A 12,738-nucleotide genomic window follows, 5' to 3' on the forward strand; every position below is an offset into this window, starting at 1 on the left:
ATAGGAGTAAACTTACTAAGAGGTGATAATCAATGAAGAAAATTGGAGTGCTGACAAGCGGCGGCGACTCTCCAGGTATGAACGCTGCTATTCGAGCGGTTGTCCGAAAGTCGATTTACCATGACATGGAAGTATATGGTATCTATAACGGTTACCAAGGATTAATAGATGGCAATATTAAAAAAATGGAAATCGGTTCAGTCGGGGATATCATCCAGCGAGGCGGGACTATCCTTTATACAGCCCGGAGTGATGAATTTCGTTCCGAGGAGGGAAGAGAGAAGGCCATTGCCCAACTGAATAAGTTTGGAATCGAAGGACTGATCGTTATTGGAGGAGATGGATCCTTCCGTGGAGCTGAGAAGCTGACACAAAAAGGGTACCCTTGTATAGGTGTGCCTGGGACCATTGATAATGACATCCCAGGTACGGACTTTACGATTGGTTTTGATACTGCATTGAACACCGTAATAGAAGCAATCGACAAAATCAGGGATACAGCAACATCGCATGAACGTACATATGTGGTAGAAGTGATGGGCCGTCATGCAGGCGATTTAGCATTGTGGGCCGGACTGGCCGATGGCGCAGAAAGTATCTTGATTCCGGAGCATGCGGATGACTTTGAAGATGTTATTGAACGCTTGAAAAGGGGAAAAGACAGAGGGAAGAAGCATAGTATTATTGTTCTTGCCGAAGGTGTGGGATCTGGATTGGACTTTGGGCAGCGCATCAAGGATGCCACCAATCTTGAAACACGCGTAACAGTGCTTGGTCATACACAGCGTGGCGGTTCCCCGACCGCATCAGATCGTGTCCTTGCCAGCCGACTTGGGGCCAAAGCGGTTGATTTATTGCTCGAAGGGAAGGCTGGTAGGGTAGTCGGCATTCAGAACAACAAATTAGTAGATCATGACATTTTGGAAATATTGGATGAAGAGCATAAAGTCGATTTCAAAATGTATGAACTATCCAAGCAGCTATCCATCTAAGATTGAAATGACAGAAGAGGAATTTGAAAGGAGGAAATCAAATGAGAAAGACAAAAATAGTAAGTACAATCGGGCCTGCTTCCGAGTCAGTTGAAATGCTGACGAAATTGATAGAGGCGGGGATGAATGTTGCCCGTTTGAACTTTTCTCATGGAGATTTCGAAGAACATGGACAACGTATTAAAAACATCAGGGAGGCCGCTGAAAAAACAGGAAAAACGGTCGCTATTCTTTTGGACACAAAAGGACCTGAAATCAGAACAGGCACATTGAAAGAAGGTGAAGCCCAGTTGACTAAGGGCGACACTGTTTATGTTTCAATGGAAGAAATTGAAGGTACAGCGGAGCGTATTTCTGTTACGTACCCTGATTTAATCAATGATGTTCACGTTGGATCTAAATTACTTTTGGACGACGGTTTGATTGAATTGGAAGTAGAGGAGATCCTGAAGGAAAAAAATGAGCTCAAGACAAAAGCACTTAACTCCGGTTTGCTAAAAAATAAGAAAGGTGTTAACGTGCCAAACGTTAGTGTGAACCTTCCGGGAATGACCGAAAAGGATGCCAACGATATCAAGTTTGGCATTGAGCAGAATGTAGACTTCATTGCTGCTTCTTTTGTAAGACGTGCAACGGACGTACTGGAGATCCGCGACTTGCTGGAACAACATGATGCTGGGCATATCCACATCATCCCTAAAATTGAAAACCAGGAAGGCGTCGACAATTTAGACCATATTCTCCAGGTTAGTGATGGTTTAATGGTAGCCCGAGGTGATCTAGGAGTTGAGATTCCTCCAGAAGAGGTACCATTGGTGCAAAAGGAAATGATTCGCAAATGTAATACAGCAGGTAAACCGGTTATCACGGCGACTCAGATGCTGGACTCCATGCAGCGTAATCCGCGGCCTACCCGGGCAGAGGCTTCGGACGTAGCAAACGCGATCTTTGACGGCTCCGATGCGATCATGCTATCCGGAGAAACTGCAGCGGGTGATTACCCTGCGGAAGCTGTTCAGACAATGAGCAATATTGCTATGAAGGCAGAGACAGCAATTGACCACAAGACGATTCTTGATTTACGTTCGAAAAACAGCGATATGACCATCACTGATGCGATCAGTCAGTCGGTTAACCATTCGGCAATGAATTTGGAAGTGGATGCGATTTTGACTCCTACTGTCAGCGGGCATACTGCCAGAATGATTTCGAAGTACCGTCCGAAAGCACCGATTATTGCCGTGACTTTCGATGAACGGATCGAGCGCAGACTTGCACTTGTTTGGGGTGTTCAAACAATCGTCGGACAACTGGCGCACTCTACCGATGATGTCCTGGATGTAGCGATCGACCGGGGAATCAGTTCTGGTATGCTGCAGCGCGGGAATCGAGTCATCATCACTGCGGGTGTTCCAGTCGGTGAAAGCGGCACGACCAACCTGATGAAAGTCCACGTTATCGGAGACGTTCTCGCGAAAGGGCAGGGCGTCGGCAAAGGCAGCACATATGGAAGAGCAGTAGTTGCCAAAAGTGCAGCAGAAGCGTTGGAGAAGGTCAAAGAAGAAGACATTCTGGTAACGTATGGAACGGATAAAGACATGATGCCTGCTATCGAAAAAGCAAGCGGATTGATCACCCAGGAAGGCGGCTTGACTTCTCATGCTGCAGTAGTTGGTCTTAGCCTGGGAATCCCTGTCATTGTAGGTGTGGACAGGGCTATCGAGTTAGTGGAAGATGGAAAAGATATTACCATTGATGCGAGCAAGGGCGACATATACAAGGGACATGCCAGTGTTCTATAAAGAGAAGACAGAGAAGAGGTTCAGTTTGGCCTCTTCTTTTCTTTTAAAGAAGAGTAGTTAGAATCAGTTTATTGAAGGAGGAAGGAGATAATAGATGTTTCGCTGGATATTGCTTTTTGTTTTAATTGTTCCTGCTTTGGAAATTGGTGTCCTGGTATGGTCTGGTAACAAAATTGGTCCCTGGTGGGTAGTTTTACTGATTATCCTTACCGGTGTGTTAGGTGCATGGCTCGCAAAGCGGCAGGGACTAGAGACATTGGCCAGAGCAAGACAATCCATGGCATACGGGCAGGCGCCACGGGAAGAAATCATGGACGGCATATGTATCCTGCTTGGTGCTGCTGTGCTGCTCACTCCAGGTTTTATTACTGATGCGATTGGCTTCCTTCTATTATTTCCTGCTACCAGGAAACCAATTAAGCGCTGGATGCTGAATATGCTGCGCCGAATGATGAATCGAGGAACAATTACCATTTTTCGCAGGTAATACGATGCGAGAAATGGCTGGAACGAAAAGCATCGTGACCAAAGTTAAAACCGAACGATGATTCGAAATCCCCCGGGGCTTTCGAAGTCGTTCGGATTTTTTATATAAGCAGTGATGTAGCCCAGCCCATAATAAAGCTTTCTTGTTTTAATGAATAAAAGAGTTCCTTATCCCCACCAGCGTCGTGATTATTTTTAAAAGCTAGCTATGTCCAATCTGCAAAAATTGCTGCTTGCCACTGTACCCATCCATCAAAAGCCAGAACACATTGCAACATATCGAAGATGCCAAGCTACGGAGATTCCTTCCTCCTCGATTTCTTCCATTTCATACCAACTATATGTTGCTTACCTATCCTCTTAGTCATCCCTTTACAAAAATCCACAACTGAGTTAACAAGCCGCTTTTTATAAAAGTTGTGACCATAACGAGGACAACCGGACCTGCTATGAGTCCCCATAACCCGAAAAGTTGAAATCCAACAAACAAGCATACAAGCATGGCCAAGGGGTTAACGCCAATGTTGGCAGACAGTATTTTCGGCTCGCTGATTTGGCGCTGTATAACCACCACTCCATACAACACGGTTAATCCGATGGTCAAACTGTAATTCCCAGTGAAGAAAACATACACAATCCAGGGAAGAAAGATGATCCCTGTACCAACATAAGGGAGTAAATCGATCAGCGCTGTAATGAAAGCAACTGTCAACGCATAGTCAACTTTTAATAGCAGGAGACCTGTCCACACTAGAAGGAAAGTGATGAAAATCAAAAGCAGCTGCGCCTTTAAATAACCTAAAAACGCCTGTTTCAAGCCTTGGTATAAAGTTGAGGTGCTAGTAGTGAAGGAGGAAGGTAAAAAGCGAAAGAAAGCGGCCTTTAGTTTGTACCAGTCTTTGCAAATAAAAAAGGTGCCCAATAACGAGAATAACCATATAGAAAAATAACTTGGCAATTTGATCAGCGACTGAGATATGGCTTGCAATAGGTGCTGGATAACAAGAGCTCCTGCGGCAGCAATGTCCTCTCCAAGTTTTTTTAACTGTCCTGTTACCAAATCCTGTTGGGAGGGTTCTAGCATATCGACTAGATCATTCATTTTTTCATAGATTGGACCCAAATAGTAGGAAGCAAATTCCTCTGTGAACCGGATGAGTTCCTTAAATTGTCCGGGAATCCTAGCTGCCAAAAAGCTAGTACCATTTATCAGTTCTACAATTAAAATGGCCACCAGACCTGAAACCAAAACAAGAAAACCTGCCAACACCAGCACTACCGAAACGGCACGAGGAAGCTTTGTCAGACGTTCCAGAAAAGAAATAACTGGGTTTAGCATGATTGCAATCAAGACTGCTATGACGAAGGGATAGGTATACTTGACAACGTAATACAGGACGATTGTACCGACCAACGCACAGGCAATAACCAGAATAAAGCGGAGCCATTTGTTTAGTAATGTAGTGGACAAGTTTTCACCTCCCGGCATTCTTTTGTTAACAGATTAAACCTAGGCCGCTTTGGCCCTGGAATAGATCGAGCCATGAAACTTTTGCGTCATCCCTTGATATGATAGGATTAACAATGGTTCGGAAACGCAGAGTGGAGGTAACAGCATGTTTAATCAATCGACTATTTTTTTACTCATCCTATTTTTATTGGGATATATCGGAAAAAACCAATCGATCATGATAGCCGTTTATGTTTTGTTGGGTTTACAGCTTTTTCGACTGGATGATAAGGTTTTTCCTTATCTTGCAGACAAAGGAATCAGCCTTGGCGTTACGGTCATTACCATCGCAGTGCTAGTACCAATTGCGACCGGTGATATCGGGTTTCAGGATTTGCTTGCCAGCGTTAAATCTTATTATGCGTGGATTGCATTGGCAGCAGGAATGTTCGTTGCTTTGATTGCAAAAAATGGATTGGATTTGTTGGCAAATGATCCGCATTTGACTACGGCACTTGTGATGGGAACCATTTTAGCTGTTGTGTTTTTTCATGGAGTGGCAGTAGGTCCGTTGATAGGTGCAGGAATTGCCTACATGGTAATGAAACTTGTAGATTTTTTACTGAAAATGGGATGAATTGATCTGACGCCGATTTTCGTTTGCCTGCTTGTACATTTTATTGTAGGAATGCAGCATTTATTCCAAAAGACGTATAGTATACCACACAGATAGTACTAAGAAAGTTCCTTTCGGCTCTCGGGTCCTGAGTGAGCGTATATGTTGATTCAGTGACCCACGTTATTCACTTACCGGTATAAAATGGTTTACTACAGCTTTTCTATGGCAACTGGCAAAAACGTATAATAAAATCGAGTATAAAACAGAGATACTAAGGGTTCAGAAGTTTTTTATGGATTGAATTATTTGAAAAATGACCCAATTGCAGTTAGTCTATAATTATCAGGCTGTATAGATAAAAATACATAGCAAGAAGCAGTCGTCAAACGGCAAGCTCCAGCAAGATAACAGTTTTCGACAGTATTCTGGTCAGTTGGAAAGCAATAGAACCTGGAATAGGTTGAGAAAACAGGGCATGCAAGCCAAACAGCCTCATGCTTGAACGGACACTTTCTTCTTTGTCAGAAAAGAAAACGTTTCACTTTGTTATCTTTATTGTTTATAATTGAACATGGGTATGAATAGAAAGCATTTCTATCAATTAATGTGTGGAAAGTTTTGTCGCTTTCTGACCTTATACAGCAATGCTGGATTGCTACGCCTGACAGCTCGGCTTACCGGGTTATTTTGCTTGGTATCTGATTTGATTTGTGTCTGATATTTTCGAAAAAAGAGGATTGTTGGTCAGGTGCTGGCACATGGAAAATACAGATAAAGGAGAGAGATGTAATGTCAACAACGAAAGGGTTGGAAGGAATTGTAGCTACAGAATCATCAATCAGCTCCATTATCGATGACCAGTTGACCTATGCTGGTTACAAAATTGATGATCTGGCTGAAAATTCTAGTTTTGAGGAAGTCATTTTTCTGCTTTGGAATAAGAGACTTCCTTCTAAAGACGAATTAGGCCGTTTGACAGAAGATTTATTTTCTAATATGGAATTGCCTGGAGAAATCATCCAGCATTTAAAATCCTATGATTTGAAAACTGTTCACCCAATGGCGGCTTTGCGGACTGCCGTTTCAATGCTCGGTCTTTTTGATCCGGAAGCAGATGAAATGAACGAAGAAGCCAATAAGCGGAAAGCGGTCGGTCTGCAGGCGAAAATTTCGTCTGTTGTGGCAGCGTTTGCGAGGATTCGTCAGGGGAAGGATCCAGTCGCCCCCAAGCAAGGTTTGAGCTATGCAGCTAATTTTCTTTACATGCTTAACGGAGAAGAGCCGAAAGATCTTGAGGTTGAAGCGGTAAACAAGGCGCTGGTGCTCCACGCGGATCACGAATTGAACGCATCAACATTTACTGCCCGCGTATGTGTGGCGACATTGTCGGATGTTTATTCTGGAATAACTTCCGCTATCAGTGCATTGAAAGGACCATTACATGGCGGTGCCAATGAACGAGTCATGAAGATGCTTACAGAAATCGGGGAAGTGGACAACGCAATTCCTTATATCAAAAAAATGTTGGACAATAAAGAAAAAGTTATGGGAATGGGACACCGTGTATATCGTACTGGGGACCCAAGAGCAAAGCATTTGAAAAAGATGTCCCGTGAACTGACGGAGCTGACAGGTCAGTCTAAGTGGTATGACATGTCTGTGAAGATTGAAGATTATATTAAAGAGAACAAGGGTTTACCGGCAAATGTGGATTTTTATTCGGCATCTGTTTACCACAGCCTGGGAATTGAACACGATTTGTTCACCCCAATCTTTGCAGTAAGCAGAGTATCAGGTTGGCTGGCTCACATACTTGAACAGTATGAAAACAATCGGCTTATCCGCCCGCGCGCAGAATATGTTGGGCCAAAACTGCAAACATATAAACCGATTGAAGAGCGATAAGGAAGTCGCCCATTAAGTGGGTTCATCAGGCTCTAACTATAAGCGCTCTTTCTTATAGCTTGGAGAAGACTGAACATATAGCCTATAAAAAGTAAAAAAATTTCTTGATTTATGATACTATTTATCTGTTTGATTAAATAAGAGGAGGTCATCTTATGGCACAAAGCGGTAAAATTACAGTAAATGACGGAGTTTTGAATGTTCCGGATCGTCCGGTAATTCCTTTCATTGAAGGAGATGGAACTGGACCGGACATTTGGGCTGCAGCGAAAAGAGTCATTGAAGCAGCAGTAGAAAAAGCTTATGATGGAAAAAAATCGATCGAGTGGAAGGAAGTTTTCGCAGGTCAGAAAGCTTATGACCGTTTCGGTGAGTGGCTTCCAAAAGATACGCTTGACACGATTCGTGAATACAAGATTGCAATCAAAGGGCCATTGACCACTCCTGTAGGTGGCGGTATCCGATCGCTTAACGTAGCATTGCGACAAGAATTGGACTTATTCACTTGTTTGCGTCCTGTCCGTTATTTCGAGGGAGTGCCTTCACCGGTTAAGCGTCCTGAAGATACGGACATGGTTATTTTCCGGGAAAATACCGAAGACATTTATGCTGGAATTGAATGGCAAAAAGGAACGGATGATGTCAAAAAGGTCATTGAGTTTTTGAGGAATGAAATGGGGGTACATAACATCCGTTTCCCTGAAACTTCCGGCATCGGTATTAAACCGGTTTCTGAAGAAGGAACGAAGCGTTTGGTACGTGCGGCTATTGAGTATGCAATCAATGAAGGCCGTAAGAGTGTGACGCTCGTCCACAAAGGAAACATCATGAAGTTTACAGAAGGCGCTTTTAAAGCTTGGGGCTATGAAGTTGCACAAGAGGAATTCGGCGACAAGGTCTTTACTTGGTGGGAATATGACCGTATTGTGGAAGAACAAGGAAAAGACGCGGCAAACAAAGCACAGGAGGAAGCAGAGAAAGCAGGTAAAATTATCGTCAAAGACGCTATTGCCGATATTTTCCTACAGCAGATTCTCACTCGTCCTCGTGAATTTGACGTAGTAGCTACCATGAATCTGAACGGTGACTATGTTTCAGATGCGTTGGCAGCACAAGTGGGCGGTATTGGTATTGCCCCGGGAGCCAATATTAACTATGAAACTGGTCATGCTATATTCGAGGCGACACATGGTACAGCTCCAAAGTATGCTGGACTAGATAAGGTGAACCCGTCATCTGTTATTTTGTCTGGTGTCTTAATGCTCGAACACTTGGAGTGGAGAGAAGCAGCAGAATTGATTACAAAGTCCATGGATAAAACCATTGCCTCCAAAGAGGTAACTTATGACTTTGCCAGAATGATGGACGGTGCTAAAGAAGTCAAAACTTCCGGATTCGGAGACGCTTTGATCAAAAATATGGATTAACCTTTCAGAAAAGGGGTTTTGTGGCATGGGCATTAAAAGAAAAAAAGTATCTGTTATAGGGGGTGGCTTCACGGGAGCCACTACTGCCCTGATGCTTGCACAAAAAGAACTGTCTGATATAGTTTTGGTAGATATACCGGATATGGAAGATCCTACAAAAGGAAAGGCACTTGATATGCTAGAAGCGAGTCCCGTGCAAGGTTTCGATGCGAAGATTACTGGTACAGCTGATTATAAGGATACGGAAGGTTCCGACCTCGTCATCATTACAGCGGGTATTGCCAGAAAACCGGGGATGAGCAGAGATGACTTGGTTAACACTAACGCAAAAATCATGAAAAGTGTTACAAAGGAAATTGTTAAGTATTCACCGGATACCTGTATCGTTGTCTTGACTAATCCAGTAGATGCGATGACATACACCGTATTCAAAGAATCAGGATTTCCGAAAAACCGGGTCATCGGTCAATCAGGAGTGCTTGATACTGCACGTTTTCGCACCTTTGTAGCAGAAGAGCTCAACCTGTCGGTTAAGGATATAACTGGTTTTGTTCTCGGCGGCCATGGTGATGACATGGTACCATTAATCCGTTACTCTTATGCTGGCGGGATACCGCTCGAAAAACTGATTTCCAGAGAACGATTAGATGAAATCGTTGCTCGGACCCGGACAGGTGGCGGTGAGATCGTGAATCTTTTAGGAAACGGTAGTGCCTATTATGCGCCGGCCGCTTCATTAACAGTAATGGCTGAAGCAATTTTGAAAGACCAGCGTCGTGTCCTGCCTTCGATTGCTTATTTGGAAGGAGAATATGGCTACTCGGATATTTTTCTAGGCGTTCCTACCATTATAGGAGGAAATGGTTTGGAAGATATCATCGAACTCGATTTATTAGACGATGAGATAGCCGCTCTGGATAAATCGGCAGAATCTGTTAAAAAAGTTTTGGAAGTTTTGAAGTAATAGAAGAAGCTTTATGGGGAAACTCTTCCTCGTAAAGCTTTTTTTATTTAGCGCTCTTTCCCTGACTGGTATATTTCCGTTATAATGAAAAGAAAGCGCATACATAAAAGGAGGATGTTTCTGTGTTTGCTAAAAAAAGACCTTTAGGAAAGAAAATTTCCGAGTTGAATGTCGGTGATTCCTATAAACATCATCACCATTTGTCTGACCAGGATTTATTGTTGTATTTGGGAATCACCAATGATGCCAATCCGCTTTATCTCCAACATGATTATGCCTCACAAACTCCCTATAAGCGGCCGATTGTTCCTTCCGTTGCTTTGTTGGGGGTAGTTTCTTCTATCGTTTCAATGCATCTTCCTGGACCAGGAAGCCATATTATCGAGCAACAACTTTCTTACCCGTCTCCCGTTTATCACGAAAGCAAGCTTGTGTTTCATTTGCAAATATCCTCTATTGATTTAGAAAAGCATCAAATCAGAATAAGTGTTACAGGACAGGATAGCAGAGAAAAGGTTGTAATACGGGGCACTCTGGTCGTCTGTCCTGCGTATGAACCGAAGTCGATGATCGCTTCCTCATTGGAAAACTTCTATTGAGAAGTAACTAAGACAGTAATTGTAAAGTTTGTAAAGGAATTTTTACAGATGACTTTTACGATAATAGGGTTTCTTGTATTCACATAATACCCCCTTCATTGTATGATGAAAAAAGAGAATAAACATACTATATAAAGAGATAATGGGGTGTTGGGATGAACCGAAAGGTATTAATAGTGGATGACGAGGAATCGATTGTGACCTTGTTGAAGTACAACATAGAACAAGCAGGGTTTCAAACCGATGTAGCTTATGACGGGCAGACAGCAGTCCAAAAAGCGGTTCAGGAGAATTTCGATATGATTGTTCTTGATATCATGCTTCCTGAGTTGGATGGAACGGAAGTGTGCAAACTGCTGAGGCAAAAACAGATAGACACGCCCATTTTGATGTTGACTGCCAAGGACGATGAATTTGATAAAGTTCTGGGGCTTGAATTAGGTGCTGATGATTATCTCACAAAGCCGTTCAGCCCGAAGGAAGTTGTCGCCCGGATCAAAGCGATACTGCGAAGAACGAACAAGCAGCCTGCTGAAGCGGAGTTATCTTTTTTGAAAATAGCCGATTTAGTGATTTATCCCGAACAATACGAAGCAGTTATGAAGGGAGAATCGCTATTATTTACAAGAAAAGAATTCGAGCTTTTACTTTATTTGGCCAAGCATAAAGGCAAGGTATTATCGAGGGATCAATTGCTGAGTGCAGTTTGGAATTATGATTTTGTCGGGGACACACGCATCGTGGATGTTCATGTCAGCCATTTACGAGAGAAAATCGAGCCAGATACAAAACACCCTGTCTACATCAAAACCATTAGGGGACTAGGGTACAAAATGGAGGATCATTTAAATGGGATCGGTTAATATTCGGCCCTTTCTAAGCTACCTTTTTGTGGTTGTGCTAATATTTACCGGGATGGCTGTCATCATTCTTCCGCTGCTTGAATTTACGGAAAGAATAATGGGCCTGTGTGTACTTCTTGGCGGATTAATTGTTTTTTTGGTTTTAATTATGAATGTCTTTGAAAAATACATAAAACCCATTCAGTCAGCAGCAAGGGTTGCAGATGAATTAGTGCAGGGAAACTACAAGGCGAGAACCTATGTCAGCTATTTCGGGGAGGCCGGCAAGCTGAGTAATTCCATCAATGTACTGGCCAGAAGCCTGCAGCAGATCACATTACAGGAAAAAATGCAGGAAAATCAGATGAGCACCGTGATTGACAATATGGAAAGCGGTTTGATGCTGATTGACGAGAAAGGCTATGTCCACATGGTTAATCGCAAGTTTTTATCTATATTTGGTTCGACCGAAAAAGATTATCTGGGATTTTTATATTATGATGTCTTGGATACGGAGAAAATACATAAAGCGGTACAGGAAGCATTCCTTTACGAAGAAAAGGTGAAGGTCTCCTTTTCGATCACTTCTGGCCTGGAACGAAAAGCGGTAGAAACAGTCGGTGCTCCGATATTTAATGATAAGCGGGAACTGAAAGGTGCAGTACTGGTTTTTCATGATATAACGGAAATGAAGAGACTGGAAGAAATGCGAAAGGATTTTGTCGCAAATGTTTCCCACGAATTAAAAACACCGATTACCTCTATCAAAGGTTTTGCTGAAACATTGTTGGAAGGTGCGATGGAAGATACAGAGATCCGTCGGCAATTCCTGGAAATCATTTTAAAAGAGAGTGGTCGTCTTCAGACTTTGATACATGATTTACTGGAATTGTCCAAGTTGGAAAAAGAAGAATTACGGTTGGAGTACAAAGAAGTGAATGTGCCGTCGGTAGTCCATGACTTACTGCCTGTGGTCAAGCAGCAGGCTGACAAAAAGCAGATTGAGTTGACTGTCGATCTTCCTGATCATCTGAAGGCTGTGGTAGACGAAGAACGGCTGAAACAGGTATTAATCAATCTATTGAATAATGCAGTTAATTACACACAAGAACAGGGAAAAGTGGCTTTGTCTGTCTTTCCGAATGTTGACAAATTGAAGATAACTGTTACTGATACTGGAATCGGAGTACCAGAAAAGGCACAAAGCAGGATCTTTGAGCGTTTTTATCGTGTTGATAAGGCAAGAAGCAGAAATACCGGCGGTACGGGGCTTGGTTTGGCGATTGTAAAGCATATTGTTGAAGCGCACAAAGGCTCGATATATTTGGATAGCAAAGTAAACGAAGGAACGGTGTTCACGATTGAATTGCCTTTAAAACCGGAGCATTTTTAATGAAAATAGAAATCATTTTTTCTTTTCATACTAAAGGGGAACGGGCTGTTCACTAGTCAGAAAAAACGACTGGTGGAGAGCCCTTTTGTAGATGAATCTTTCGTATAATTTTCAACCCGGACGTCAAATTGCGATTCCTAAATGAAAACGAATGGATATGATAAAATCAATCTGTAATAAGATGGATTTCTCCGTATGGTATGGTTAATCGTCGCCCCTTTTTTCTTCTTTTCCGTAAACATGGTAAGATAGAGGAGTA

11 protein-coding genes are annotated in these 12,738 nt (G+C 42.7%); 10 read left to right on the forward strand and 1 reads right to left on the reverse strand.

Annotation, left to right across the window (positions count from 1 at the left end):
- The first annotated feature begins 32 nt into the window (after positions 1 to 32).
- From pfkA to BLR82_RS19230, 3 genes are all read left to right on the forward strand, one after another.
- Positions 33 to 992, forward strand: coding sequence for a 6-phosphofructokinase (pfkA, locus tag BLR82_RS19220; protein ID WP_074601059.1), 960 nt, complete (start codon positions 33 to 35; stop codon positions 990 to 992).
- A gap of 41 nt (positions 993 to 1,033) precedes the next feature.
- Positions 1,034 to 2,794, forward strand: a complete 1,761-nt coding sequence (gene pyk / locus BLR82_RS19225; RefSeq protein ID WP_074601060.1) for a pyruvate kinase — start codon at positions 1,034 to 1,036, stop codon at positions 2,792 to 2,794.
- 94 nt (positions 2,795 to 2,888) lie between these two features.
- Positions 2,889 to 3,281 carry an FxsA family protein gene (locus tag BLR82_RS19230; RefSeq protein WP_074601061.1) on the forward strand — a complete coding sequence of 131 codons (393 nt, stop codon included), beginning with the start codon at positions 2,889 to 2,891 and terminating at the stop codon, positions 3,279 to 3,281.
- 363 nt (positions 3,282 to 3,644) lie between these two features.
- Here the strand turns inward: BLR82_RS19230 and ytvI are convergent, their stop codons facing one another.
- Complete coding sequence (gene ytvI, locus BLR82_RS19235; protein ID WP_175486858.1) at positions 3,645 to 4,751, reverse strand: sporulation integral membrane protein YtvI; 1,107 nt, start codon at positions 4,749 to 4,751, stop codon at positions 3,645 to 3,647.
- A 145-nt stretch (positions 4,752 to 4,896) separates the two neighbouring features.
- On the opposite strand from ytvI, the gene BLR82_RS19240 reads away from it, so the two are divergent.
- From BLR82_RS19240 to pnpS, 7 genes are all read left to right on the forward strand, one after another.
- On the forward strand, positions 4,897 to 5,367 hold the full coding sequence (locus BLR82_RS19240; protein WP_083334956.1) for a DUF441 domain-containing protein: 471 nt from the start codon (positions 4,897 to 4,899) through the stop codon (positions 5,365 to 5,367).
- 771 nt (positions 5,368 to 6,138) lie between these two features.
- Positions 6,139 to 7,254, forward strand: coding sequence for a citrate synthase (citZ, locus tag BLR82_RS19245; RefSeq protein ID WP_074601064.1), 1,116 nt, complete (start codon positions 6,139 to 6,141; stop codon positions 7,252 to 7,254).
- A 155-nt stretch (positions 7,255 to 7,409) separates the two neighbouring features.
- Positions 7,410 to 8,681, forward strand: coding sequence for an NADP-dependent isocitrate dehydrogenase (icd, locus tag BLR82_RS19250; protein ID WP_074601065.1), 1,272 nt, complete (start codon positions 7,410 to 7,412; stop codon positions 8,679 to 8,681).
- A 25-nt stretch (positions 8,682 to 8,706) separates the two neighbouring features.
- On the forward strand, positions 8,707 to 9,645 hold the full coding sequence (gene mdh / locus BLR82_RS19255) for a malate dehydrogenase (protein ID WP_074601066.1): 939 nt from the start codon (positions 8,707 to 8,709) through the stop codon (positions 9,643 to 9,645).
- 122 nt (positions 9,646 to 9,767) lie between these two features.
- The gene (locus BLR82_RS19260) at positions 9,768 to 10,244 is read left to right on the forward strand and encodes a MaoC/PaaZ C-terminal domain-containing protein (protein ID WP_074601067.1); all 477 of its coding nucleotides are present in this window, start codon (positions 9,768 to 9,770) and stop codon (positions 10,242 to 10,244) included.
- A gap of 155 nt (positions 10,245 to 10,399) precedes the next feature.
- Positions 10,400 to 11,107, forward strand: a complete 708-nt coding sequence (locus tag BLR82_RS19265; protein ID WP_074601068.1) for a response regulator transcription factor — start codon at positions 10,400 to 10,402, stop codon at positions 11,105 to 11,107.
- On the forward strand, positions 11,094 to 12,479 hold the full coding sequence (pnpS, locus tag BLR82_RS19270; RefSeq protein WP_074601069.1) for a two-component system histidine kinase PnpS: 1,386 nt from the start codon (positions 11,094 to 11,096) through the stop codon (positions 12,477 to 12,479). Before BLR82_RS19265 ends, pnpS begins: the two co-directional genes overlap by 14 nt.
- Positions 12,480 to 12,738 lie beyond the last annotated feature (259 nt).

The sequence above is a fragment of the Sediminibacillus halophilus genome, assembly GCF_900103695.1.
GTDB lineage: Bacteria > Bacillota > Bacilli > Bacillales > Amphibacillaceae > Sediminibacillus > Sediminibacillus halophilus.

Excerpts from the sequence above, each read along its gene's own strand:
- pfkA (WP_074601059.1), top strand. The coding sequence starts at position 33 with ATGAAGAAAATTGGAGTGCTGACAAGCGGCGGCGACTCTCCAGGTATG.
- pyk (WP_074601060.1), top strand. The coding sequence starts at position 1,034 with ATGAGAAAGACAAAAATAGTAAGTACAATCGGGCCTGCTTCCGAGTCA.
- BLR82_RS19230 (WP_074601061.1), top strand. The coding sequence starts at position 2,889 with ATGTTTCGCTGGATATTGCTTTTTGTTTTAATTGTTCCTGCTTTGGAA.
- BLR82_RS19240 (WP_083334956.1), top strand. The coding sequence starts at position 4,897 with ATGTTTAATCAATCGACTATTTTTTTACTCATCCTATTTTTATTGGGA.
- citZ (WP_074601064.1), top strand. The coding sequence starts at position 6,139 with ATGTCAACAACGAAAGGGTTGGAAGGAATTGTAGCTACAGAATCATCA.
- icd (WP_074601065.1), top strand. The coding sequence starts at position 7,410 with ATGGCACAAAGCGGTAAAATTACAGTAAATGACGGAGTTTTGAATGTT.
- mdh (WP_074601066.1), top strand. The coding sequence starts at position 8,707 with ATGGGCATTAAAAGAAAAAAAGTATCTGTTATAGGGGGTGGCTTCACG.
- BLR82_RS19265 (WP_074601068.1), top strand. The coding sequence starts at position 10,400 with ATGAACCGAAAGGTATTAATAGTGGATGACGAGGAATCGATTGTGACC.
- pnpS (WP_074601069.1), top strand. The coding sequence starts at position 11,094 with ATGGGATCGGTTAATATTCGGCCCTTTCTAAGCTACCTTTTTGTGGTT.